Source organism: Paraflavitalea sp., assembly GCF_059502485.1.
On record NZ_JCACET010000010.1, the window covers coordinates 2084889 to 2109608 of the forward strand.

Below are 24720 nucleotides of genomic sequence, written 5' to 3' on the forward strand. Positions count from 1 at the left end.
ATTATCAACTATAGATTTCGAAAAGTTTGTAAGCAGAAAAGAAATGGTAGCTTGACGATATTTTTGAATTCAACACGGATCGTTTGCCTTCAGCATTCTTTAAAAATATAATTAATAATCCAGGAGCCTCTTTTTATAGATTGTATTAAAACACGTATAACTGAACGGGCATTGGCCATTTTTGAATGGATATATTCGATAAGCAACAAATTAGCGACAATCTGGGCGACAGCACGATCTCCTGGAGTAGTAAAGTTATCTTCAATGACATAACCTGGTAATGGAAGTAGCACTGCCTGCTGCTGCTTTGCTCTTCTGCAAAAATAGAGTGTGTCCTGATCGGTACGGCCACTTTTATAATACTCATAAAATTGTGCATATCTGTCAAAAAAGTGCTGTAATTCGCGTAGCTGGTCATTATATTGCGATTGAAGGAAACGTTTACCCCCCATCGGTGTTCCGAATTCGAAATTGAAGATTGTTTCGAAATAGAGGATCAGGCTGACGAATTTTGGTTTGATTTCTTTGAAGTAATTGATTTCGTCCGATTCACTCAACCAGGGTATAGTCCTAAAAGAGGTAGTTAACTGCTCAAATGCATCATAACATAGCGCTATGCAATTTGCGAGCATGATCAATGGATTCTTCGTCTGTCTTTTGGCCTTTTGAATGTCAACCTGCAGTTGATCAAATAAGGCTGTGAACACTGCTGTTTCCATATGATGATGGTTCAATATCACAAAATTACTATACCTTTTTTTGAGAAAAGTTGTAAAAAGGAAAGAAATTGAAATAGACTAAGACTTATAGAGCATAATATCGCCAAGGAAAATGACACCTAGCAACAAGTTGTATAAACAAGCATTGCCTAATGTCATTTGGGAAGAAGATAACCAATATAAAACGACCCCGATCAAACCGATGGCAATATTAATAGTGCAACCAAAAATATAAATTTGATATAAGGGGCTTATTATTTTTATTAAGCGAATAAATAGTAAACCCATCCCTGCGTACAGCGCGCTATCACGCGCGATGGTAAAAACTGCTGACACGGCAAACCAATGCCCTAACTTGCCTTTACCAGGGTATAACAATACCAATAAGAGGGAGAACAAGCTTAAAACAATACCCCATGAAATGATGAAGCGCTTTCCTTTTGATTTCATTGAATTATTCCGGTTCGTTTATAAACCTTTCGTACTGATTGCCGACATAGGCCAGCCATGCTTGTTGTTTACCCTCTTGAACCAGGTAGTAAAGCTTGTGTTTGGTATCTAAAATAAAACCACCGTAAGTGCTCACTAATAATTTGATGGGCTTTCCTTGCATCTGTTCGAAACTTAGTAGATAAGCTCCCATCCATGCTGGCGCCGCAGTAGCTTTTAAAGGTGAAGCATCATCCAAGTAATAGGCCAGGCTATCATTACCCAATTTGAGCTTAGCAAAACTGGCCAGGCTGTCACCAGGAGCGAAAATGGCTTTCCTATCTACCACCTTATATATGTACCATTTACTGGATTGTTTCCAGGGCAAAGATTGGGAGTAGCAAGGAGAGGCAAGCATAACAATAAAAACGAAACAAATCGTTGAAATTCTTATCATTATAATAGTTTTATTGACAAGTTCCTGTATTAGGATGCGTTCCTTCAGTAGTTGTTCGGGTCATGTTACTGCCCAATGGCATGGATCGCAGGTCTTCCCCTAAATCACCAGGATTACAACCACCTCCCCTATACCATGATCCATAGGTTTTAGCCAGTTGAAACCCTGCAGCATTTACTGCATTTATGGCAAAGGTTGAACAATTGTTAGCGTTTAAGTTGTATTCGGTGCCATTGCGTTGCATATCCGTTATAAACCCAAGAATAGTATAAAACTGGCTATTATTCATGGTAATGGTCAATTTAATATCATAGCCCCGGTTTTGGTCATTGTTAAAAATGCCGGGACTTCTGGGCGAAGAAGGGGATACATTACCTCCGGGATAAAACCCGATATTGCGGATGATCGTACCTGTAGGCGTTTTCTGGCTCAATATAAGATAGGAATGGCCAACAAAAAACGGGTTATTGTCATTATTCCAGGGCGCGGTTCCCGTCCACGGTGTACGAGAACCCGGTTCCGGCTGGCTAACACAAATACTGACTTGGTATTCATAATCCGTTCCGGGTTTGTTGATGAAACATTTCATGTATTCGGGTATATCCGAAATAGGGTTGTCTGGCGAGGGAACTATAAAATCAAGGATAGATGGATACATGGTTCCCCCACTTCCACCACCTCCCCCGATTGGACCATAGTCAGGCGTTTTTGTTGCCTGGAGCGGGTCTGGAAAGAAAGTATAACAACCGATCAGCTCTCTCCAGTAAGACCCGTCAGGATCTTCTTTAGAATAATTAAACCCTTCCGCGTAGATGCATACCGTTTGGCTTTCCAATTGGCTTTCAGCTAATGTTGAGCGGCTCGCATTCAATTCTGCGGTTTTTATTCTCTTTCCATTTTCAATGTATTGGCAAGTTTCTAGCGTCCCAGTCATGGATTTAACGACTATAATCCCATTAAACTTACCGCTACTGCTTTTCGGCATGTTACTATCAGGAATGAATGTCAATAATTGAACGTTCCACCCATTACCGGCTTTCAATAGAAGCAATTTGTTATTACTGCTAGTCCCACCAGCATTTGAGGAATACAAAATCAACTGGTTAAATTTAACCGGTATGGCCACCGCTGTTGTATTATGAATGTCGAAGAGCTGCGCCCTCTCCCAATCAGGGTAGCATAACAAGTCTGACAATAAATGATCTTTTATATTGCCCCGAAATGATTTACTGATGTCACTAGGTAATAGGTTACTTTCGAAAAAACGTTTTGCGCTTTCTATCGTATTTTGCTGAACAGATGCCAACCTATCTTTACTTTTATTGCAGCTCCAAAACTGCACCAGGAAAAATAAAAGAAATAGAAGATGACTATTGCGTAAGTAAAAGTTCATACCAAAAAAGTTTTGTGATGAGACAAAGCAGATTCCCTTTTAATTTTACTTAGCGTTATATCGGAAATATCCAAATAACTGGCTATATACTTTGATGGTACTCGTAGTAATATGCCAGGGTGTTCTTTTCTTAGCCATTCATACCGTTCGGCAGCGCTTTGCATCAATATGCCGGACAATTGTTTATCCCATAACTGGTAGTATTTTTCTGTAAGCAGGCGACCTACGCGGTTAAATTCCGGAAAGTAATCGTACACTAAATCCAATTGTTGGCGAGAAATATAATAAACATGCGTCTTCTTTAGGGCCTGTATATACTCGTTAGTAGGTATACTTTGATAGAAACTTTGTATGCTGAACACAACATCTCCTTCAATCATAAACCACCGGGAGACCCCTCTCCCAGCTTTTTGACGGTAGCACCTTAATAATCCGTAGGAAATAAAGTAGATATGTTCGCTGACCTCCCCCTCCCGGAGTAAATATTCGCCTCGTCGAATGATGCGTTCTTTTAAGTTTTGGTGGAGAAAGTGTAAACACCCATCGGATAGTTGAGAATAAGAGTTGAGTAATTGTAATAGTTGTTCCATAGCAAAGGTTCTCTCTACGGAACGAGCTGGGGTGGTTATAGGATCGAGTGACCATATAAGTTATAACAAAGCCTTAACCAAAGTTCATTTTAATACCTTTTTAATAAAAAAACCGTATTTTTCGGGGTAACATCCCCGTAAAAATACGGTCAATATTATCAATATTAAAGTCAATTACTCTAATAGTACACTTTTCTGAAACAGTCGGCTTTCATCTTCAATATTGGTAACATGTATGCTATACTTTCCTTCCATTACCTTCTTAACTCTAAGGTTTTCAATGTGCATTCCTTGATATAAAGTTAATCTTCGTACGTCCATAATATTTCCGTTTGGATCAATGCAAACCAGTCTAATTTCCAAAGTTTGCATAAGATCGAAGGTAATAATCAAACGGTTGAAGGTGGCTCTCCAGTTTACATCTACTTTAAAGAGGATTTGGTTCATGAGACTATATTGAAGAAAATAAACCAGGCGGTAGAAACCGGCTGATTTCCAAATAAACAACAGCATGGCTGTTGAAATTGATTTGTATAGATAAACCATGATCGCGCAAGAATTCTATAAACGCTTGATAATTTCCTCGCGGGGTAATTTGGTCATTCTTTCAATAACTTCCAAAGCCACAAGCGTTGTTAATGGTCCAACGTTCATGTTGGCTTTGATATACCTGATAATCGTTTGTTCCGTTCTATTTAATACACCAGCTAGTTCATGCCTAATGGCTGGCGTATTGATTAGTTTCAATGCAGCCTCACTAAGTTTCATTTTCCGTGCAATCTTTTATGGGTAGTATTTTTCTTTTGTTGACCTTTAGCAGGTGATTGTTTAGGCTTGTAAACCCGGTCGAGCTTCTTTTTAAGTGATCCAGCCTTAGCAGGGGTAATTTTTAACAAAAGCAAATTAGCAGCGAGCAACTTATGCAGGTGCTCATAAAGAAACAGCAAATTTCCTCTTTCCAATGCACTGTCATATAGTGATGGGCTTCTTGTCATAGCGGTCGTCAACCAATTCCAGCTAGCTTCGTTGAAATCTTCAATTGAAAAATTTTCAAAAAAATCTACGATTACTTGACGAGGATTTTCACGTTCTTTTTCATCGAGTTGAATACGGAAATTAAAATTTTCCTCTTGCGGCAGTTGCTCATTAATTTTGTTTGACATGAATTACGTTAATGATTTCATTATACAGTTCATCTGATATTTTTAAAAAGGTAAACTCCCAATGCTAACCAGGCGATTGGGAGTACCGTCGATGTGTGCCTACACGGACCCCTTATAGTCGTGCAAGCAGGACTAGCTAATCAGGAGCCCTGAACCACGTTAGTGATAAAAGAAAAGCTACTTTATAATGAGTTATTGAATGCTAAAAGCTAGTGCTGTTGAATAATTACGTCAGCCTATAAGTAAACAGTTATTATTTAATAATTGGCCGGCTTCAGCAAACCTACACCGGCCAATTCCGAATTACGATCCTTTCAACAATTTGCCGAAAAGATGTCCTTGTTTGATCTGTTGATCCTTGCGCAGGTACCAGAAGATCCCCGCGGAGTATCAACCCCTTTTATTTTAAGTAAGATGATTAGATTTTCAAAATTTACACTGGAAAGAGGCTACGCATTGTTTTAAAAACCGGAGGATAAAGTTTCCTTCACCTCCGGCTATTTATGCTTAGGAACAAGCATTGGCCTCACTTGTAGAAGATGCTAGTTTCTCGAGTAACGATCGAGTGAACTAGCAGGCCTTCCTCCGAACAAACCAACACTTATCATTTATAACGATTATACTGAGACTTCAACCATCGCATAATCGAGTATACACGAATTGGGTAATGCTGTTTTGAACAATTGCCGCAGTTTTTGATCTTAAAAAAAAGAGCACAGGAGGTTTATTGCCTGGCCAACCTGTACTCCTCACAACCATTAGACCGGGCTGTGCTAAGTGAAACATTTGCTGGCTATTGAATAGGTCTTACGACCAGTATACTATCTTTTATTTCAACGCGTAGTTTACCATTGCCGGGTTGACTAACTAAATTATTCAGCACCCTGAGCCAAAGAGTCAAAGGCGATTGATTACTCATCGTTGTCAAAATGATTTGGTCTTTATACCGCTGGGGTACATTTTCATACCGTAGCGGCGTGCCAAATTGTCTCTCAATTTTTCGCAGGTAGCCATCTAAGCTTCCGTGGTAAGCACCGTCACGTTTTGTCCAATAAAGCACGGCTTCATCGCAGTTACCAATTTGTACACTATCATTTTGACGATTAATCTTTGCCTCTTTCCCGGGCAACAACTGTAAATTAACTGTGCCCTTTTTGATGCGTAATTTTCCCTCCAATAAAGAGGCAGCAGCATAGGGCTCGTTGGCGTAAGTGTTGACATTGAATCTGGTTCCCAGCACCGTTAATTCCATTCCACTTGCGCTAACTTTGAAAGAACCGTTTCCTTTAGCTACATCAAAATAAGCCTCTCCGCTTAGCGAGACTTTCCTATCGATGCCAATAAATCTTGTTGGATATTGAATCGTTGAACCTCCATTAACCCATACTTTGGAACTATCGGGAAGGTAAATTCTATATACCTTTCCATAAGGAACATATAATGTATTCAGGCCGGAGGCGACCATATCCCCTTTTACGCCTAAATAGCTTAGGCCACTATCCTTCTCTGCCTTAATCTCCATTCCCGCGTCGTTAACTGACGCAATTTCCGGCAGGCTGTCCAGCTTAATCTTTGTTCCATCTGTTAAAATGAGCAGAGGGTACTCTGTACCGCTGGGCACATGATGCTGATTGCTATCGGCTATTACGGGCACTTGCTGATCACTCTTCGACAATAAATACGCCATTATAGCTCCTCCAATGAGCAGGATCACTCCAGCCGCAATTTTCCAGGAAGCGATACGCCAACGGTTAATTCCCCCATAAATACTTCCAAACAGCCTTTTTTTTAAAGTTTTCCAACCTTTTTCCGTGTCATGTACTGCCAGCACGCCTAAGTACTCCCGCGCAGGTCTATCCATTTCCACAAGTAATGAAGTAGCATTTGGATGCCGGTCAACGAATTCGTTTAATTCAACCGTTCCCTGTTGATCTATTGTACCTGTTAGCCAGGCATCCAACAATTCAACTATTCGGTCCGTTTTTTCAACCAGCATGGCAAATTATTAGTAGCAGCGTGATATATACTTAACTCCTAACTCAACCAAATCAACCTTCGAAATCCAAGTTTTTTTAAGAAAAAAGCCATTTTTTGATTAAATCGCTGATAAAGTGCACGATATAATAGATCGAAATAAGCAACAGCAACTTACTATTGCCCAACGCCTGTCGGAGATATTCAATGGCTTTTCTTTTGGCGGTTTGTACAGATACTTCCTCGATATTTAACGCTATGGCCAATTCCCTAACTGTTTGACCATTAAGGATTAATCCTTCAATGATCGCCTTACGCTGCTTCGGTAGTAAGGCTATGGCATTGATGAGCTGGCGGCGATGTTCCGCCTGTACCATGTTGACCAAAACAGCGTCTTCCGCGGTTGCAGATTGGATAAGAATAGATTGGTGATGCGCTTTCCTGCGCTTTCTATCCCTGAGAAAAGTTAGGCTTTTGTTCCGTGCCGACTGGTACAAAAAACCGCGTAGGCTGCCGAGGGAATGGATCGTTGCCCGGTGTTCCCATAAGGAAATAAAACACTCTGTCACAATATCTTGTGCTACCTGATCATCATCTACAATTTTTCTGCTGAAATACAGTAAGGCCGATGACAAATCATTGTAAATAGCCTGAAAAGGCCGTTCTTCTCCTCTGTGTAAAGCCTCAATGATTTCCTCCTCCACGTAAGAAGGTTGGTTATGTTCGGGATTGGTCATGGAATCTGTTTTAGTGTCGCTGCAGACTAACATTTGCCATGTAACCGGTAACCGATGAGGGGCAAGTTATAGCATTTTACCCTAGTTCACCAAGCGTAGAACCCCGGGAGTTTTTTACGGGCGTGAAAAAGACGGGGGTGAAATACCGAAGGCATTATTGCAGTACACTAACTTTCCCACAAAGTAAGTCAATGGACAAAACAGCCTTTACACAACGGGAAATCCAATCAATAGCACAAGCGGCATCGATGATTAACAATGCCATTCACCTTAATTTTACCCTGGAAGTGCTTTCTACTACTGCCGGCATCTCTCCTACGAAACTAAAGGCTGGATTCTTATATTTATATCTTGTCAGTCCATACCTGTTTGCAAAACATCTTCGTATCGAAAGAACTAAGGTTCTACTGTATATTGAAAAAATGCCTTTAGAAAAAATTATTGCCTATGTAGGCTATCAAAAGGTAACGACGTTGCGTAAAGACTTTACAATCCTTGTGGGTTACACTCCGGAAGATTGGATGGAGCACCTTAGCGCTTGACCCAACAATGCGATCAGTAGTTTCTTCAGTTAATTTATTGCTCTTCCCAAACGAATTACTGATACAAAATAAATTGCTGGTATAATCATCTTATCCGCATGCCAGGCAGAAAAGAAAATATATCCTCCGAACTGAAGAAACTTGAAGCTGTACGGCAATACATAATCAAAGACATTAGTGCTCATCATACGATTTCAACATTAAGCAGACTATTTAAACTCAATGAATTCAAATTAAAAACGGAATTCAAAAAGCGGTATGATCTTTCTATCTACAAATACCTGGAAGAGCAAAGAATGCAACTAGCCCTCGAATTACTATCTACAACAAAACATACTGTAAATATTATTGCAGTAAAATGTGGTTATGCCTATGCTACTAATTTCGTAGCCACTTTTAGAAAGAATTTTAATGTAACACCTGATGCTTATAGAGAGGAATCATATGATCCATATATCATTGACCAGGCTGCAGCGTTGATGAAAAAATACCTCCATCGCCATTATACGGCCGAGATCCTCTCAAAACATTACAATCTTTCTAAACAAAGGATCATGACCGGTTTTAAAAAGAAATTTGATATGGAAGTATACGAATACCTCAAATTTCTGCGCATGGAAAGAGTGAAGGAGCTAATCCTACAAGGAAAAACGATCGCCGCCATTTTACCACTTGTGGGATACACCAGCAAAGAAGCAGTTTATTTAGGTTTCAAGTCGGTGTATAAACAAAGTCTTGAAAGCTGGAGGGTAAAAGCTTTTCACCAAAAGACACATAATTTCCAAGTACCTAATAATTATCCGCAGAAAGTTAAAGCAGGTAAAGTAGCAACCCTACAAGATGATTCAGTAGGTTATTATTACTCGATGACGACACCTTGAGAAACTACCAATCGCATATAAGAAATGACCAATCTCATAGTTTTACCATAGTACATTTACATCCAGAAGCCGTTACCCGAACAACAAAACCCCAACAGATTTCTATACTTATTACAGGCATTATTTTCAACATTGATTAACACTACATTCGATTAATATAGGTTGCTAATGATGCAGGATTGGGTTGCACATCATTACTGTTATTCGGGCTACTGGCACCCTGGCATGTTCAATCATGGATAAACCATGCCCGGTAAGAGGTTGAGACTTTTCATGCGCTGGCGCCGGGGCTTGTGATAATTAAAATAAGGTAGTACTAATAGCGACTATATGAAACTTATTACGAGAGATTTTGTTAAACCATTGCTTTACTGCATTTTGATTTTAATTGTAGGATGCAAAAATAGAAATGAAGTTATTACCGGAAAGGAAGGTCAGAAGTTACCAAGTATGCTAATCCAGTTGGTAGATAATAAAACCGTTACGGACATTAATTCCGTGCCTACGGGAAACCCAATTATACTTTTTTACATTAGTCCGCATTGCCCATTTTGTAAGGCACAAATGAAGGATATGGTTGACCACATCGAAAGTCTGAAAAATACGAAAATTTATATTATCTCCTCATATCCAATTGATGAAATTAGAAAGTTTCAAGAGACTTATAACATCCAATCTTATAAAAATATCACAATCGGCAGAGATTTTGACCAAACATTTAAAAATTACTTCAAAAGCAACGGGGTTCCTTATACAGCAATTTTTGATAGGAAAAAGAATTTAAATAAAGTATTCGCTGGCAGTCTTAATAGTACTACCATTAAAAAATATATTCAATGAAAAAAACAAAAGTACTTGCTCTCACAATTGGAATCATTTTTCTAGCTGAAATATCCTTAGCTTTAAAATCCATCTACCAAACAGGGTATTGTATCGACATACCAGAAAATCAAGGCGGCGATGCGGATATCCTTTGTGATGATTTTGTCCTCAGAACCCAAGATAATACTCAGGTCATTGAATATCGAGCTTATATAGATCCCACTGGCCCTATTGTTGATCCTGAGCAGTGTGAGGGTAAAGAATGTAACGCTACTATTAAGCTGGCACTTCAAATCATTAATTAGGAAAACTGCCCCTAAATTAGATTGATTTGAAAAATATTAAGTTGAGTAAAAACATTCAAGATTTTGCGCAATATCGTCGGTAACCGTAAATGGTAAGGCCACCATTGCGACCGACAAAATGGGCAAGCCGAAAACCATTAAAAGAGTAGGCAAATTACTTAACCATCAACTTTTAATTTATGAAAAAGATGAAATTGTTTATTGCTGCTTTTGCAATTCTCGCAATTGTTGGAACATCATTGGCATTTACGCCTAAATTTCAAACCGGTTTCTGCGTTGACTTACTTGAAACTGATCCAGGTGGTGATGCCGACCAACTTTGCGATGATTTTGTATTAAGAACAGAGGATATTACACTACCAAATGCAACACCTGTTTATATCCCACCTACCGGACCTGTTGAAGACCCATCTATTTGCGAAAACAAAGAATGCAACACAACTAGGAAAATAAAGACTCAAGTTCCTTAGACAGCAGTAAAACAAAACTAAGAGGCCGTCTCAAAAGTATTTGAGGCGGCCACTTAGTTTTAGGGGCTGGTATTTATGCACAATTCTACACAAAAAGACGTCGTGAGTATAGCTAATTACCGATTACACACTCATTTCAAGAGTTGGTCTGTAAGTATTTACAGCGATGAATTTGAATTAAAAACTTTTAGCCAGCAACCTGATGCCGATCAGTTGATCAGTCACCTGGAAACTAACTACCCGAATGGCCGTTATCATCTGGCTTATGAAGCGGAACAGGTAACTGGACCAACCGTTTTATATAGTGGCTACACAAAATAAATATTACAGAAGCAAGTGGTAAAATGGTATTGATGACCTATGTCGAAGAAATTGAATTTTTAATAGCAAGAGAAAAACAGCTACAATCTAATATTAGAGTATTGTCATTAACTCGCATATATGAACAGAATATAAAGGTACTTACCAGTGTGCCATCAATTGGATTAATTGCAGGAATGACAATGTTAACAGAATTAGGGAATATTAAAAGATTTAAAAAGTTTGATCGTCTTTGCAGTTATTGTGGGCTTACGCCCAATTGTTTTAGTAGCGGGGAAACAGAACGAGTAACAGGCTTAAGCCGTAGAGGCAATCCTTTTATAAAGATAATTTTAATTGAATGGGCATGGATGGCCATCCGAAAAGATCCCGGCTATTGCTTTATTATAAAAAATTACTGCCGAGGATGAACGGTAATAAAGTAATTATAAAAGTAGCCAGGAAGCTACTTAACAGGATAAGATATGTACTCTGGCGCCAAAAAGAATATATAAAAGGCGTTGTGTGAAGATTAAGGTATTTAGAATTAACGGGTTAGTTATAAGATGGCTTATAAAAACTCAGGCTTGCCATAAATGCATGAGGCTGTCTGTGGCATGTTCGCAAGACCACTCTTTCGAGTTTGCATGGGTCAACCTGTAAAAAATAATACTGGAAATTGCAGCTCGGTAGCCCGATGTCTGTTAAGAGAAGATTGTTTTTATAGGGCCTGAAAAAGGATTGCACCAACCCAAAAGCTGGTGCAATATCGAAATTTTAACAATCGACGCTTGGTTTTCTATATAGAAGACGGCCTCTTAGTTTTGTTTTACTTATCCGAGTATCATTTTTTAAAACTCAAACATACCTTACAAGAGTTGCTGCAAAATGAGACGGAATCTAGATCAAAGCCAAGCTCAAATTGTTTATTGAAAATCGGGATACCTTCAGTCATCCACTTGGGAGCTCGTTTATACATTAGATAATGATCAAAAAATTGGGTTAATCGAATAGTAAAATCGAGAGCATCTTTACCGAACACAAGATGATTGCCAACATCATACTGAAGCATCCACACAGGTTTTTCAAAACGCCAAAGTAACGTAAATAATCCTAATGACTGCTCCCACGGCACCGCCATGTCAATTTTACTGTGAAAAAGCAAGATGGGTGTCTTTATTTTGTCAACATTAAAAGTAGTTGAGTTATTAAACATCCGTTGGGCATTCCAAAGCGTATCTTCGGATCCGGGAGAAGGATAAGTAAACGTTGTTTTACCGGAAAGAGGATCGATCCACAAGCTAGCACTCAACGGATCACTGACGCCAGCACCGCTTAATGCCGCTGCGAAAGGGAAATTAGAGTGTGATAATATATAGTTGGTATATGCCCCAGCCATACTGTGGCCGCTGATGGCAATTCTAGAAGAATCAACAAATCCTAACTTACATAAATACTTGACCGCACCTTCAACCGAGTTCAAAGGGCCAAAAAAACCTGAATTTTCCTTGTTTAGATCTAGGTCCGGAGTGAAAACTAGGTACTCGCGGCTCACCATCCAAGGGATGTTAAACTCAGCGTGAAAATATGATGGAGGTATAAAATTATATAATCTTTGACTCGACTTCATATAATAGTTGATCAACACTGGATATTTCTTGGATGAGTCAAAATCAACTGGCTTATATAATATGCCATATCCAGTTGAGTCGTCATTTTGCGGAAAACTCAATAATTCCGCCGACAGCCACCTAAATTTCTTAATGTCTTCAAAATGGGTCATTCTTTCAAAATGCTTCCAATTCTTAGTGATGTATAGATTGGGTTGTTCGTTAAATGACTGGCGACAAAAAAGCCAAACATCAGAATTTGGTGCTTTTATCGGAATCATACCAACACTAAATATCCTGCTATTCTGCGGTAACATTTTATATGCCCCAAGATAAAATGAGTATGGGCCATACAAAAGCTGTTTAGGTTCTTTCATTAACTTTGGTGCATAACTAAACAAACCATTATATTTGTTGCCATGATTAAACCCAACCAGCAGAAGTTCGGGATTCTCAGGAATCAGTAATTCTTTAACTCCCTCAAAAGCAGCGAATCTTAAAAGAATATTGTTTTTTTGACCGAAGTTATTTGTCCAATTATCAGGTGCTTCAATGCCTGTCAAATCGAACTTCCATATGTCATTTTTTGAATACACGAATACAAATTTTCCATTCGACGACCATCCCTGGACGCCCCAAGGGAATCTTATACTTCGAGAGTCTTTGTGATTTATCGGTCGTTCAGCAAGAGTTTCCCAGTTAAGATTTCCTGAAATTTTATGAGTTTTCTTGGAGAGAATGTCAATTGAAAAATATGATTCATTTATTAAGTCGTAATAGACAAGCCAATCTAAATTTTCAGCTAAAAAGAAATTATATTTAGTATTATCCCCGTCTGGCAACCTGAGGCGCTCTCCGTTTTCTAATGATACCAGAAAGTTTTCTATCGCACCAGGTCGTGACCGTAACCAGTATTTATCTTGAATATTATCTTTTTGTACAAGAGCGTATCGCCCTAATTGATCAACCCGCTCATTGTCATAAGTTATACGACTTATCCTTTTGCTTGAAAGTGAAATTGAATATTGAAATGATTTGGATATAGGATATCTTATTTGAGACGTTTGAAAACGTAAGTCCTTGTGGGCCCAAATGTCAACAGAAGCAGCATTGGCAATTTTAGTTCTTTTAACCTGCTTACTTTCGTTTCTGAATAGAAGGTATTTCGCATCACCTGAGAACGTCAGAGAGCCTGAAGCTATTGTCAAAGCGCTATCATTGCCATAATCATCATGCACATACAAGGCGTCTAAGCGCTTACTTCTAAGGTCATATACAAACAAACTTTGCACAATTTCCTTCTTGAAAGCTGGTAGATTGGAACCCATAATTGCAACCTTTGAACCATCTTTGTTAAAAACAATATCTGTAAAGTAACTGTGATCATTACACACCTTCTGAATTGTTTTACTCCTAATATCGTAAATGGATAAAGTTGATTTCAAAGTTCCATTTGTAGAATCGGATATTTTTAACAGAAGAGACTCCCCTTTATTAACAAAATAAAAGTCTACTACATTCTCAAAAGTGACATCTTCAAAGGGACGGAAATTTGATAAAGTTATGCTATTACTTTTGTTCTGTTGCCTAAAGCATACCCAAGCGGCATTCGTATCCTCCGAATACTTTATGTACGTAATATTGGGGATCACTCTAAGACTGTCGCTACCAACTCGGAGAATAAATAACGAATCATGGCTGGAAAAAACGTAATTTTGCCCACCTTTTGTGAACATACCTTTTGCTCCACCCACAACTTGAAAACTTTTAATCCAATTTTTTGCAATGCTTCGAATATTAATGAATTTAACTCTCTTGCTGTAATCGTAATGGTTTGAGTTTACTTGGTACGAAATAAACTTCCCATCTTGTGAAATATTTGGTTGATTCGAAAGATCGAGTGTAAGTAAACCATTCAAATCGTTTGTGTCTATTATTTTGTACTCATTGTTTGTCTCCTGAACATAACCACGAAATGCGAGCACAAAAATAATAGCAGTTAATAAACTTGATTTCATTGTTATAGGATTGATAGGCAAGTTGAGGGAATAATTGGCCATAACTATTGCTCTAATGCAATACATTAGTTAGTGCGAAGCTCTTAAATAATTGTTATGCAGACAGGAGTAATTCGCTGAGGATTACTCTACAAGCAGTGCTCGTTAAAGAAACGTTACCAAGTAGGTACATGATCAAGCATTTTCATATAACTTCTCGCGAATTGAAGCTGCAAGTTTTTATAGGATTGGTCGGCAAGTTGCACAGCAAGTGATTCCCAATCCATTGCTTGGGCGAACATTAGTTTGCGCTCTTCGGAACTCTTATAAAAGTATGCATACTTATAAATTAGATTCGCATAAGTGTCAATAACCAGTAACGGATACCTCCCCGACTTTAGCTTATAAATTTCTAATACATTCCTTAATAACTGTAAGGTTGTCGTATATTCTACTTCTGTAGCATCACTTCTTTTAAAAATTGCCTCCCACGCCATATGATTGATATGCCCACCTAAATCGCCCAAAGTTCCACATCCGGGTATTATTGATTTGCTGTAAATGTCGATATAATCGAAGAACAATTGTTTATATTCTTGGTGTCCTTTATAATTTTTGTTAAAATGCGCTTGGCCTTCATGCCATCTTATTTTTGCCCAAAGCAAATTCCTATGAGTGTATTTTATATCAAAATTTTTAGATATGCTGTCTTCAAAGGATTGCCATTGTGGCTCCCCATTATCTATTCCAAGTGATTCAATAAAGGGCATCGCATATCGGCTTTGTATGATGCTATCAACAATGTAAGATGCAAATCCACTCAATTTAATTGAAGAATCGATAGATCGCTCGTTTCTAACAAACAAGCTCTCAAATTCAGGTAAATCTTTCAAATAAGTTGATACAAATCTTATCGCATCAGGAAGGCTGAAATTGAAAGATTGATTTATACGCAAAGATTTAAGTAGTGAATCTTTCAAAGTGACACTATTCTCTAAATCATTGTGATTTTTCGTTAAAAAAAACAGCATAAATAACGAATCTTTATGTAATATACCACTCTTAAATTGCTTTAAATACATTAAGTAAGTTGAATCCGGAGTTTTCCCTGTTTCTTTAAGACTAATTGACGCATTAAGTTTAGCTAAAAGGTTTGTAGAATTATGAAAACCGACAATTTTATTCACAATCTTACCTTTACTGTTCATTATTACGAGTGTTGGGTAAGCGGCAATGTCGAAAGCTACAGACATTTGCTCCGCTGTCTTATACCAGCTCTTAATGTAATGTTTATCTTTGGATGTTTTGTCCATTTGCACTTTGGTACAAATAAAATTCTGTTGAAGTAAGGATTGAACTGTACTATCTGAAAATGTTTCTTTGTCCATTTTGTGGCAGGGTTTGCACCATGTGGTAAAGCAATCAATTAAGATTGCCTTATTTTCCTTATCAGCAAGTTCCTGAATTTCCTTCCAAGTTAAATTTTGAGTTCGTTTAAAAGAGTCTCCTAATTCGCTCACAGACTGCGCCATTAAAAAATGGGAACAGAAAAGAATACATAAGCTAAAGTAAATTACATTTTTTACCATTTGGGGTAATTTTTAGTGTTAACGAATGATGGGCCAATCTTGTAAATACAATTGCCCATTTGTTATTTGAAAGAAATAATTCGAGGGAATATACTGAAAACAATTAACCACATTAACGTTGTTACTCGTATCCCTTATTCTGTACTAAATTGGGATTGGCAACTATGTCCGCAAGTGGAATGGGATATAATTTTTGATATGATTCCCATTGCCTACCATTGGCTTTTGACGGTGTTACGGTACTCATAACTTGATCAATGATCATTCGTCTTTTCATATCAAACCACCGATGTGCTTCAGTAAATAATTCGACTTTTCGCTCAGCAACTATGGCATCAATAGTCTGCTCTTTATTTAATCCACTAAGTGAAGGTAAGTTAGCCCTATTACGTATCTTATTTAATGCTTCCAATGCTTCACTAATTTTGTTTAGCTCTGCCAAAGCTTCGGCGTGGATCAGCAATATCTCGGCCAATCGCAAAGGTGTCGTATACTCAGTAAGCGCCCCACCTGTAGCTGCGTTTTTGTATTTTGCAGGATAATAATACTTAGTAACTGGGGATGGGGTCGTAACTACAACACTATCAATCCATGCTTTTTTTCTTCCGTCGTTACTTTCAAATGCATCCAATATGTTAGTACTTAAATAAACAGGATACCCCTGGCCAAATTGTAAATCACTTGGACCAGTTGGGGGCAGGATGAATATTCTAGCCTCTTCCGTGTTTCTGTCTGCCATTACAGGCTGAAGCTGCCAGATTGCTTCCTTGTTGTTTTTAAGAAAGGTATTAGACAATGGAACCAGTCCAAATTGATTAGTATTATCAATCACCTCTTTAGCTTCGATTTCGGCCTTGCTGAACTGCTTACTATATAAGTAGACTCTCGCAAGCAGTGCTGTAGCAGCCCAATAGGTTGGACGTACTCTTTCGATCGAGGCTGCATTATATGGGCTGAGGTTTCCATTAAGATAATCTTTGCTTAGTAAAGTTTTGGCCTCTACAAGATCTGTTATGATTTGTTCATAAATTTTCGTTTCAGGTGATCTACTAATAAATGCATTTATCGTATAATCTGTTGTTTGAATGAGAGGTATTTCGCCGTAAAGGTTTAATAAGAACAAATTTTCATGCGATCGAGTAAAAAGCGCTTCGCCCAATAACTGTTTCCGTACTCTATCGGTTAATTTATTCGCCATCCTAAGTCTTTCAATAGCTTCATTGCATTTATAAATCCTAAGGAAGGTCCATAATTGGGTGCCTGCATTAGCCTGGGGAGATAAATGATTTTCATAATAAGCTTTTATAACTGGGTCGGTAACACCTACCCACAATGTCAATTCATCGGACGACAACCCGGTGTATAACGCATAAGATTTATGAAAACCTTGGCTTATTTCGGTAAAAATGCCATTTAGTACAGATATAGCCGTCTGGTCGGAATTATATACATTGTCTCTGCTTATACTTGTTGGTGGGGCATCTATGTCCACAAACTTCTCACACCCCAAATTGAGTAGTATTAAAAAAAATATGATTGAGCGGTTAAATGAATACCTCATAATTTAGTTTTTTAAAGTCCTATTTTAATTCCGAAAGTAATAACTCTTAATGGGGGGAGTGCGTATACAGTCTGACTTTCTGGATCAACACCCTCGAAGCTGGTTAGCGTTATTAAATTTTGGCCGTTAATATAAAAACTACCGTTTGTTAACTTTAGAACCTTTGTAATTGTTTTAGGAAATTGCCAACTGACAGATACATTTTTTAATCGAACAAACGAAGCATCTGAATAATTTGCATCGCTATTCTTTATATATCCATCTTTTGTCAAAGACGTAATGAGATTTGTGCTATATTTTCGTATAGAAGCATTATCACCTTTTTGTGTCCAGCGATTCAGGACGGTTTTAGGTTGATTGCTCCGCCCCGAGCTATATACTCCCGGACCAGCAGTGGTTGCATTGTTAAACATTATTGGACCGCTTCCTAGTTGTTTGACGAATTGGGCGAGAAAGCTAAGAGTAAAAGTTTTAATACTAAGTTCATTCTGAAACCCGCCGTAAAATTTGGGTATTGTATTTATCAAAACTGTCCTATCAGAAGTAGAATTGGGCTTATCTGTTAGATTACCTTGGGCGTTTAGGAAAACATATTCGCCAGTTTCAGGAGAAACATTAACGAAGTGATTTCGTTTTATTACTCCTATAGGTTGTCCTACTATAACGCCATTATTTGGATTTGTATAAAGTGTTTTCTCGATTCCAGGAAATTCAACAACCTTATTGTTCGGGAATGTAAAATTAAAGGAATGTGTTAATTTTAAATACTTATTGCTAATGCTATTAATCTTTATTGAAAGTTCCAAACTTTTATTCTGAACTAATGCCGGCAAATTCTGACGTAATAATGTGAATCCTGCAGTCGTTGGCAACGATGTTGTAATAAGTTGATTCGACGAGCGATTACGCACGTAAGTACTGCTCACATATATTCGATCGTTTAAAAATCCAATATCTACTCCAACTTGAAGTTTTCTGGTAAGTTCCCATTGTAAATAGGGGTTATACAATTCGGTAGTTGCTAGAGCTGATGTACCTTGGTACGGTCGAGTTATTCCTATAGGTGCAGAATATAAGTTTAAATAGGAATAATCGCCTACTTGGTCATTACCAACAGATCCATAACTGACTCTAAGTTTGGCATAGCTGACAACACGTTTGAGACGCTGTGCGAAAAGCTCATTTGACATTACCCATGCGAAACCGACGCTTCCGAAATTGTGGAATCTATTATTACTTCCGAAGCGGCTGCTACCATCTCTTCTAGCTGTTAAGTTAACTAAGTAAGTATTGCTTAAATTATAAGTAAGCCGAGCAAATACTGCATTATAGGTATATTTTGAGTATGAAATTGGATTTGTAGTAACAATTGAAGCAGAGGATATATTTTCCATTAGTTGATCACTGGCATACCCGAGTCCTTGTAGCCAAGTTGCTTTGGCTAAGTTTTGTTGGAAGGTAGTGCCAAGAAGCGCTTCTAATGAACCCTGGCCGATTGCGCGCTTGTAATTAATTTGTGGTTCTATTATCCATGAGGAAATCTTTCTATCTCCGTACAATGCTATTCGATTTGTTCCATTAGGATTATTAGTAATTCGTTGCTCAGGTCTTAACACTTCTAGCGGAGTAGGGAGATAATCGTCTGTATTTAATTGTGTATAACCTAAACTCGTTCTTATGTCAAGGCCAGCAATCACTTGATATGAGGCCGTAAAGTTGCCCATCAAATTGTTTGTATTGCTTCTTAAGTATGAAAAATTTAATATCGCCATTGGATTGGTCCAAGTCGAATTTCCTGCCGCATTGGGTTCCCAATTTAAATTTCTGTCATCTAGGTATACCCTAGGAGCAACCGGCTCCAAGAAATACGCCGATAAGGTAGGATCTGCTGCTGGTAGTTTGGCTTTATTGGCTTGGTAGCTTGCTGATAATTGGAGCCTAAAACGTTTATTGACAGATGTATTACTTACATTGAGGTGAACAGTATTGCGCTTATCAGAAAAATCGCCTGGAAATACTGTAGTTTGCTTCTGATAGGTCCCAGAGATTAAATACTGAAGATATTCTCCCCCTCCACTAAACGACAAAGTTCCTTGACTGAAATTTGCCGTTCCGCCGATTAGTAAATCCTGCCAGTCTGTAGACCTTGTTGTATCCCATAATTTTAAATCAACTGCGCTACTTGGAATAGCAATGCCATCATTTTTATAGGCTTCCCTTCTCATTTGGAGGTATTCACTGCTATTTAATACTTCCAATTTTTGTGGCACTTTCCCAAAGCCGTATTGTAAACTGGCATTGACTGACGTCTTTCCAGGACTTCCTTTTTTAGTCGTTATTAATATTGCTCCGTTGGCAGCACGCGAACCATAAATGGCAGTCGCATCCGCATCTTTTAGCACTTCCATTGTTTCTATGTCAGATGGATTAATAAAATTCAATGGGCTTGGATTCGGTGATCCACTTGACGTGGGACTCAATATCTGTCCTTCAAAACCAATTGTCGGAATTTGAGAAAAAAAAGGCACACCATCTACGACAATTAGTGGATCATTCCCCGATGCTATGCTATTCTGGCCCTGTATCTGGAGCCTTATTCCTCCCCCAGGTATGCCAGAAATTTGAGTAACTACTAGACCAGGAACACGTCCCTGTAGGGCGAGTAAAGGATTTGATATGGGCTGTTTCTCGATTTCTGACGCGGACACTGAACTAATATTGCCGGTATTAAATCGCTGAGAGGTTTTTCCATAAGCAATGACAACAGCCTTATCTAATATGTTGTCTGCTAAAGCTAAATTGATTCTTAGTTTCTCTTTACTATTAAGCTTAAAAGTCTTCATTTCATAACCCACGGACGTAATTATCAAGATGGCATCATTACTAACCTTTGATATTTTAAAATGACCTCTCGAATCGGTCACAGCAGCTTTGGAAGTACCCTTAACCAAAATTGTGGCTCCCTCTATGGGGATGCCAGAACTGTCCAAGACGTTGCCTTCTACGTCGAAGAACTCCTCCTCGGTAATACTTCTTTTATTATAATCATCAGATCGTGGTTTTTTTTTAGAAACAAAAACATTCTGCCCCTCGATCCAAAATTCAAGTGGCTGTCCATCCAAGCATTTCTCCATAAACGTTTGAATAGATACGTCGGATACTGTAATGGAAATTCTTTTAATCTGAGCTAGATCTTCCGCCCTCGATAAAAAATTATACCCATATTGTTTCCCTACCTGCTTGAAGATGACGTCTAATGATTGATTAGTCGCCGAGTAGGTAATTTGGGCGTTCGTCCGTGCAGTTACCTGCAGGCCACAAACAGTTAATAGGAGGACCATTAATTTCATAATTCTTCGCAGTTTGGTCGCAGTGTTTTGGCGTGGAAAGCAGTCTACAGCATTCCCATACCCCTTAATGTTGTACATTTGGTAGTTGATTTGGGTGAAAAACAGTCGTTTGCCGCGATCGTTGTAAAGCCCAGTATAACCGGGAGTGTTGCAACCACTACCGGTTTTTTTATGGCTTTGCATGCGAACGAATGCCTGGTTGGCATTAGGACAAGCAATGGTCGATTAGTGCGATCAAAGGATAGATTTGATGCAAAAATCATCGAGCTGGGGCGTATTCATCAAATACGCCCTACCCGACGACAAGGCTTTCAGGGCCAAACATTACTTGGAAAGGCAAAAGACATTGGACTGCTAAAGGTTTCCAGTCATATTGAAAGCCCCCATGGGGGTAAGGGCTGTAGGTAAGAGGAATGGCTAGCGATGCATGAAGAACTGTGGTGTTGGTTGCTGGGGTCACGTCGTCAGTTTTGAATAATGATTAAAGTTGTTTGTCCTATGCAAGCACGGGAGAAAGGTCTCTCCTGGAAAAAAGTTATTCCTCCCTCTCCTCCAGGAAACGGGGAGACCTTCCATACCCATAGCTAAATAAATAGATACCTGGCTAAAATTTTTTCAATTGGCAAGGCTCATAGACGTACACAGGATAAAACATCACTTTAATAATGTTGCGAAGCGCAGCTTAATGGTAGCAAAAAAGAGTATCAGATCAACGAAAAATCATGGCTCTACCGGATATATTTTTATTGTTTTGTCATTGATAAAACTATATTGGAATTGACCCATACGGGACAAACTATTTAGCATGGATTTCAAGGTAATATTACGCGCCACTTCGCCTTGAAAAGTACCCGCTTCGGTGGCAACATTTCCTTCCAGAATTATTTTTACATCATACCATCGTTCGATTTCTTTGGCCACTTCACGCAGTGTTCCTTTTTGAGTGAAATGAAATTTTCCATTTATCCATGCAATTGATCCTTCAGCATCTGCCTGCCCTACACTTATTTCCGAACTTTGATCACGAACAATTGCCATCTGGCCGGGTGATAACATTTTTGATTGGGAATTACTCTCTCCAGTCGCCACTTTCACCGATCCCTCTAACAGCGTTGTGACCGAATTTCCTTCATTGGCATATGCCCGTACGTTAAACTTTGTTCCCAGTACACGGATGCTATAACCATCTTTCTCGACAATGAAGGGCATTTTTTCATTTCTCTGCACTTCGAAATACGCCTCCCCGGCTAATAATTCCACCCTTCTTTCAGTTCCATGGAATGCCACCGGGTACCGGATAGCCGTTTCTGCATTAAGCCATATTTTACTGCCATCTGACAGCGTAATTTGAAAAAAACCTCCCCTTGGTGTCATCAGTGTATTTAGGCCTTCCGCTTCGTTTCCGGCGTATTGGATATTTCCATCAGCCGATTTTGTAATAGAGGTTTGTCCCTGGGTCGCAATGGGTCCGTTGGCAACCATTTTAAGGTCAACTTTTGATTGGTCAGCAAGTATAAGAATGGCTTTTTGCCCACCGGGTTGGACATCTTGAATTTTTGTTTCTTTAGTAGCTGTTACAGCATTGTGATGACGGGGATAAAAAAAGTAGAAGTAAGCACATGTCGCTATCAAGGTGATGACGGCCGCGGCGGCGTACCGATAAGCATATTTTCGACTCGAACGATTAATATTGACTACTGGAATAGTAGCATGGCGGGAGTCAAATAATTCCTTAGCAGCGTAAATTTCACGCAAATATGTTTGGAGTTGATCTGGCTCTGTCAACTCGTTAAATAATTCCGCATTCTTTGGTGAAGAAGCGATCCACGCGTTAATACGCGCTTCTTCTTCGGGTGTTAACGCACCTCCCATATGCCTTGTAATGAGCAAGGTTATTTCATTAGCCTTTTCCTTCATCAGTAGTGATATAACAGATTACGAATGGATGATACCAATCGCACTAATTAAAAACGAGGTGCGATGGCATTTCATTTACCAAGATTTAATAATTATTTTACACAGTCACGAATTGATTGGAAACCAATATACTAGCAAACTAAATTTAATTTCCAGCTCCATTTAATCCCGAGAAAATCGCAAGCAGTAAAGAGACAATTTTTCGTAATAACGTATTATTTCGAAGTTCCTTCAGAGCTTTGAATTTAGCTACTCGAACAGTATCCTGACTTATCCCGAGACTTTTAGCGACCTCATCTGTAGTCATACCATCTATGTACAACAACTTTATAATTGCCTTACGCTGGGGAGGAAGGTTTTCAATTGATTTAAAGATTGTCATCAGTACCTCATTCCTTATCATTTTATGTAAGGCATCTTCATCAATATCTTCATTCTCCAAGTTTGAAAAGGAGTCGACCCGAATTTCAGCTTTATATTTCGTAGTGTTTACGTGACGAAGATGGTCATAACTTGAATTTCGGGAAGTTACATATAAGAAGGTCTTTGCGCTATTAAAGGAAGGGAAATTAGTCCGTAGTGCCCACAATTTAAGTAGTGTGTCTGACACAATCTCTTCACTTACCTGTGGATTATCAATCAGGCGGTTAACGAAATAAAACAAACGAAACTGATACTCCTGATGCAACTGTGCAAAAGCTTGCTCATTCCCTGCCTTCACTTGTTCAAACAGGTCATCATAATAATATTCGTTTTGGGTGGTCATAAATGGTAAGGACTCCTACGGCTCCCTGCGCCAAATCTAAAAAGATTAAGAATACAAAATAAAAATACTTGCCATTACTCCTGATTATCAGAGCGTTTAAAGGGCAATCAACTTCGTATAGGATCGTAAAGCCAGGTGGGATATTGATGGTGAGAAACCTGGAAGGTTAGGCTACAATAATAAAACAAAAATGAGAATTTGGCAAAGTTGCTTATCAAAAGTCAAAGTCAAAATTAATGTATTTGTGCAGTAAATGTTTAAGTACCCTTTTCCGTTTATATTTCTGTAACGATTGCCACTCCATTACCTTACTCTATCACGCAAGAATAACCCCAATTGCACTAAACCCTACTATTGCTCATGCGTACTTATTATATTGTCGGGTATGTTATTAGCTTTCAATTTCTAAAATTCCTGGAATTTTCTGGTGACAAAACTCAACTTGTTGCTATATAGTATTAGAACGTGTCCTGTAATACTATACTGGTACAACGATAACCATTTATAATGAAAGAAATACCCGAAAAAGACCTGATTGCCGGCCTGAAGGGGAAAGATAGCATGATTTGCAGTCACTTATTTGTTACGTTCTTCCCTGTGATCATGGGCTATATCACGCCCAAAGTTTCAAATATTGACGATGCAAAAGACATAGCACAGGAATCTTTGACCACCTTGTGTGTAAAGGCTAATAGTTTTCCGCAATTAAGTAACCTCACCGATGTAAAAAAAATACTGTACGGTATTGTGCGTAACAAGGTGAATAGTTATATCCGGGAAAAAATGAAATCCCATTCCTTCATGCAGGAATACATCGGGTTGACCAATTTGAGCGAAGACCCAGTTGCTGATGGTAAACTAATTCGCGACAACGAGATTCATTTTGAAATTCATCAGCACCTTAATTCGCTCGGTGGGCAGGCAAAAGAGATCATTGACTTATTGTACAAGGGAAATCATACCATTAAGGAAATCAGTGATAAGCTGGAGACCAGCCAGGGTAACGTGCGTAATCAACACTATAAGGTGTTGAAGAAATTACGGGAAATCCTGATAAAATATAAGTCTGGTGTGATCGCTAACAAAGCCATTTCATCGATGTTTTTCCAACTCCTGAGTTTATAACCCAGCCACTAATCAAATATCCC

The 24720-nt window shown here is 38.6% G+C and carries 24 protein-coding genes; 8 read left to right on the top strand and 16 right to left on the bottom strand.

What is annotated here, in order from left to right:
* Positions 1-89: 89 nt before the first annotated feature.
* From AC5JBY_RS25510 to AC5JBY_RS25555, 10 genes are all read right to left on the bottom strand, one after another.
* Positions 90-719: an RteC domain-containing protein gene (locus AC5JBY_RS25510; RefSeq protein ID WP_495907493.1), complete on the bottom strand. Its 630-nt coding sequence runs from the start codon at positions 717-719 to the stop codon at positions 90-92.
* A 78-nt stretch (positions 720-797) separates the two neighbouring features.
* Positions 798-1169, bottom strand: a complete 372-nt coding sequence (locus tag AC5JBY_RS25515; protein WP_495907494.1) for a hypothetical protein — start codon at positions 1167-1169, stop codon at positions 798-800.
* Between the two features lie 4 nt (positions 1170-1173).
* A complete protein-coding gene (locus AC5JBY_RS25520; protein ID WP_495907495.1) occupies positions 1174-1605 on the bottom strand; it encodes a hypothetical protein in 432 nt (143 codons plus the stop codon).
* A gap of 10 nt (positions 1606-1615) precedes the next feature.
* Complete coding sequence (locus AC5JBY_RS25525) at positions 1616-2998, bottom strand: hypothetical protein (RefSeq protein ID WP_495907496.1); 1383 nt, start codon at positions 2996-2998, stop codon at positions 1616-1618.
* On the bottom strand, positions 2995-3588 hold the full coding sequence (locus AC5JBY_RS25530; protein ID WP_495907497.1) for a Crp/Fnr family transcriptional regulator: 594 nt from the start codon (positions 3586-3588) through the stop codon (positions 2995-2997). The genes AC5JBY_RS25525 and AC5JBY_RS25530 overlap by 4 nt, the downstream gene beginning before the upstream one ends.
* Before the next feature lie 174 nt (positions 3589-3762).
* Positions 3763-4035 (bottom strand): hypothetical protein, encoded by a 273-nt coding sequence (locus AC5JBY_RS25535; RefSeq protein WP_495907498.1) that lies wholly within the window; start codon positions 4033-4035, stop codon positions 3763-3765.
* A 114-nt stretch (positions 4036-4149) separates the two neighbouring features.
* Positions 4150-4356 (bottom strand): hypothetical protein, encoded by a 207-nt coding sequence (locus AC5JBY_RS25540; RefSeq protein ID WP_495907499.1) that lies wholly within the window; start codon positions 4354-4356, stop codon positions 4150-4152.
* Positions 4353-4751, bottom strand: coding sequence for a hypothetical protein (locus AC5JBY_RS25545; RefSeq protein WP_495907500.1), 399 nt, complete (start codon positions 4749-4751; stop codon positions 4353-4355). Before AC5JBY_RS25545 ends, AC5JBY_RS25540 begins: the two co-directional genes overlap by 4 nt.
* A 793-nt stretch (positions 4752-5544) precedes the next feature.
* Positions 5545-6747, bottom strand: a complete 1203-nt coding sequence (locus AC5JBY_RS25550) for a FecR family protein (protein ID WP_495907501.1) — start codon at positions 6745-6747, stop codon at positions 5545-5547.
* A gap of 76 nt (positions 6748-6823) precedes the next feature.
* Positions 6824-7462, bottom strand: a complete 639-nt coding sequence (locus tag AC5JBY_RS25555; RefSeq protein WP_495907502.1) for an RNA polymerase sigma factor — start codon at positions 7460-7462, stop codon at positions 6824-6826.
* A gap of 191 nt (positions 7463-7653) precedes the next feature.
* Between AC5JBY_RS25555 and AC5JBY_RS25560 the strand changes: the two genes are divergently transcribed.
* The 7 genes from AC5JBY_RS25560 (at position 7654) to AC5JBY_RS25590 (ending at position 11213) form a co-directional block, all read left to right on the top strand.
* The gene (locus tag AC5JBY_RS25560) at positions 7654-8004 is read left to right on the top strand and encodes a helix-turn-helix domain-containing protein (protein WP_495907503.1); all 351 of its coding nucleotides are present in this window, start codon (positions 7654-7656) and stop codon (positions 8002-8004) included.
* Positions 8005-8102: 98 nt separating this feature from the next.
* The gene (locus AC5JBY_RS25565; protein WP_495907504.1) at positions 8103-8885 is read left to right on the top strand and encodes a helix-turn-helix domain-containing protein; all 783 of its coding nucleotides are present in this window, start codon (positions 8103-8105) and stop codon (positions 8883-8885) included.
* A gap of 330 nt (positions 8886-9215) precedes the next feature.
* Positions 9216-9725: a peroxiredoxin family protein gene (locus AC5JBY_RS25570; RefSeq protein ID WP_495907505.1), complete on the top strand. Its 510-nt coding sequence runs from the start codon at positions 9216-9218 to the stop codon at positions 9723-9725.
* Complete coding sequence (locus tag AC5JBY_RS25575; protein WP_495907506.1) at positions 9722-10012, top strand: hypothetical protein; 291 nt, start codon at positions 9722-9724, stop codon at positions 10010-10012. The genes AC5JBY_RS25570 and AC5JBY_RS25575 overlap by 4 nt, the downstream gene beginning before the upstream one ends.
* A gap of 179 nt (positions 10013-10191) precedes the next feature.
* The gene (locus tag AC5JBY_RS25580; RefSeq protein WP_495907507.1) at positions 10192-10482 is read left to right on the top strand and encodes a hypothetical protein; all 291 of its coding nucleotides are present in this window, start codon (positions 10192-10194) and stop codon (positions 10480-10482) included.
* Positions 10483-10584: 102 nt separating this feature from the next.
* The gene (locus AC5JBY_RS25585) at positions 10585-10803 is read left to right on the top strand and encodes a hypothetical protein (protein ID WP_495907508.1); all 219 of its coding nucleotides are present in this window, start codon (positions 10585-10587) and stop codon (positions 10801-10803) included.
* A 32-nt stretch (positions 10804-10835) separates the two neighbouring features.
* The gene (locus tag AC5JBY_RS25590; RefSeq protein ID WP_495907509.1) at positions 10836-11213 is read left to right on the top strand and encodes a transposase; all 378 of its coding nucleotides are present in this window, start codon (positions 10836-10838) and stop codon (positions 11211-11213) included.
* Between the two features lie 413 nt (positions 11214-11626).
* On the opposite strand, the gene AC5JBY_RS25595 is transcribed toward AC5JBY_RS25590, so the two are convergent.
* The 6 genes from AC5JBY_RS25595 to AC5JBY_RS25620 all read right to left on the bottom strand — a co-directional run bounded on the left by AC5JBY_RS25595 (position 11627) and on the right by AC5JBY_RS25620 (position 23572).
* Complete coding sequence (locus AC5JBY_RS25595) at positions 11627-14410, bottom strand: alpha/beta hydrolase family protein (protein ID WP_495907510.1); 2784 nt, start codon at positions 14408-14410, stop codon at positions 11627-11629.
* A 155-nt stretch (positions 14411-14565) separates the two neighbouring features.
* Complete coding sequence (locus AC5JBY_RS25600) at positions 14566-15978, bottom strand: thioredoxin family protein (RefSeq protein ID WP_495907511.1); 1413 nt, start codon at positions 15976-15978, stop codon at positions 14566-14568.
* Positions 15979-16099: 121 nt separating this feature from the next.
* Entirely contained in the window at positions 16100-17539 is a 1440-nt protein-coding gene (locus AC5JBY_RS25605; RefSeq protein ID WP_495907512.1) for a RagB/SusD family nutrient uptake outer membrane protein, read from the bottom strand.
* A gap of 11 nt (positions 17540-17550) precedes the next feature.
* Positions 17551-21072: a SusC/RagA family TonB-linked outer membrane protein gene (locus AC5JBY_RS25610; RefSeq protein ID WP_495907513.1), complete on the bottom strand. Its 3522-nt coding sequence runs from the start codon at positions 21070-21072 to the stop codon at positions 17551-17553.
* A gap of 537 nt (positions 21073-21609) precedes the next feature.
* Entirely contained in the window at positions 21610-22806 is a 1197-nt protein-coding gene (locus tag AC5JBY_RS25615) for a FecR family protein (protein WP_495907514.1), read from the bottom strand.
* A 145-nt stretch (positions 22807-22951) separates the two neighbouring features.
* Complete coding sequence (locus AC5JBY_RS25620; RefSeq protein WP_495907515.1) at positions 22952-23572, bottom strand: RNA polymerase sigma factor; 621 nt, start codon at positions 23570-23572, stop codon at positions 22952-22954.
* 507 nt (positions 23573-24079) lie between these two features.
* Between AC5JBY_RS25620 and AC5JBY_RS25625 the strand changes: the two genes are divergently transcribed.
* Complete coding sequence (locus tag AC5JBY_RS25625; protein WP_495907516.1) at positions 24080-24697, top strand: RNA polymerase sigma factor; 618 nt, start codon at positions 24080-24082, stop codon at positions 24695-24697.
* Positions 24698-24720 lie beyond the last annotated feature (23 nt).

Coding starts and splice junctions, on each gene's coding strand:
- AC5JBY_RS25510 (WP_495907493.1), bottom strand. CDS start 719: ATGGAAACAGCAGTGTTCACAGCCTTATTTGATCAACTGCAGGTTGAC.
- AC5JBY_RS25515 (WP_495907494.1), bottom strand. CDS start 1,169: ATGAAATCAAAAGGAAAGCGCTTCATCATTTCATGGGGTATTGTTTTA.
- AC5JBY_RS25520 (WP_495907495.1), bottom strand. CDS start 1,605: ATGATAAGAATTTCAACGATTTGTTTCGTTTTTATTGTTATGCTTGCC.
- AC5JBY_RS25525 (WP_495907496.1), bottom strand. CDS start 2,998: ATGAACTTTTACTTACGCAATAGTCATCTTCTATTTCTTTTATTTTTC.
- AC5JBY_RS25530 (WP_495907497.1), bottom strand. CDS start 3,588: ATGGAACAACTATTACAATTACTCAACTCTTATTCTCAACTATCCGAT.
- AC5JBY_RS25535 (WP_495907498.1), bottom strand. CDS start 4,035: ATGAACCAAATCCTCTTTAAAGTAGATGTAAACTGGAGAGCCACCTTC.
- AC5JBY_RS25540 (WP_495907499.1), bottom strand. CDS start 4,356: ATGAAACTTAGTGAGGCTGCATTGAAACTAATCAATACGCCAGCCATT.
- AC5JBY_RS25545 (WP_495907500.1), bottom strand. CDS start 4,751: ATGTCAAACAAAATTAATGAGCAACTGCCGCAAGAGGAAAATTTTAAT.
- AC5JBY_RS25550 (WP_495907501.1), bottom strand. CDS start 6,747: ATGCTGGTTGAAAAAACGGACCGAATAGTTGAATTGTTGGATGCCTGG.
- AC5JBY_RS25555 (WP_495907502.1), bottom strand. CDS start 7,462: ATGACCAATCCCGAACATAACCAACCTTCTTACGTGGAGGAGGAAATC.
- AC5JBY_RS25560 (WP_495907503.1), top strand. CDS start 7,654: ATGGACAAAACAGCCTTTACACAACGGGAAATCCAATCAATAGCACAA.
- AC5JBY_RS25565 (WP_495907504.1), top strand. CDS start 8,103: ATGCCAGGCAGAAAAGAAAATATATCCTCCGAACTGAAGAAACTTGAA.
- AC5JBY_RS25570 (WP_495907505.1), top strand. CDS start 9,216: ATGAAACTTATTACGAGAGATTTTGTTAAACCATTGCTTTACTGCATT.
- AC5JBY_RS25575 (WP_495907506.1), top strand. CDS start 9,722: ATGAAAAAAACAAAAGTACTTGCTCTCACAATTGGAATCATTTTTCTA.
- AC5JBY_RS25580 (WP_495907507.1), top strand. CDS start 10,192: ATGAAAAAGATGAAATTGTTTATTGCTGCTTTTGCAATTCTCGCAATT.
- AC5JBY_RS25590 (WP_495907509.1), top strand. CDS start 10,836: ATGACCTATGTCGAAGAAATTGAATTTTTAATAGCAAGAGAAAAACAG.
- AC5JBY_RS25595 (WP_495907510.1), bottom strand. CDS start 14,410: ATGAAATCAAGTTTATTAACTGCTATTATTTTTGTGCTCGCATTTCGT.
- AC5JBY_RS25600 (WP_495907511.1), bottom strand. CDS start 15,978: ATGGTAAAAAATGTAATTTACTTTAGCTTATGTATTCTTTTCTGTTCC.
- AC5JBY_RS25605 (WP_495907512.1), bottom strand. CDS start 17,539: ATGAGGTATTCATTTAACCGCTCAATCATATTTTTTTTAATACTACTC.
- AC5JBY_RS25610 (WP_495907513.1), bottom strand. CDS start 21,072: ATGCAAAGCCATAAAAAAACCGGTAGTGGTTGCAACACTCCCGGTTAT.
- AC5JBY_RS25615 (WP_495907514.1), bottom strand. CDS start 22,806: ATGAAGGAAAAGGCTAATGAAATAACCTTGCTCATTACAAGGCATATG.
- AC5JBY_RS25620 (WP_495907515.1), bottom strand. CDS start 23,572: ATGACCACCCAAAACGAATATTATTATGATGACCTGTTTGAACAAGTG.
- AC5JBY_RS25625 (WP_495907516.1), top strand. CDS start 24,080: ATGAAAGAAATACCCGAAAAAGACCTGATTGCCGGCCTGAAGGGGAAA.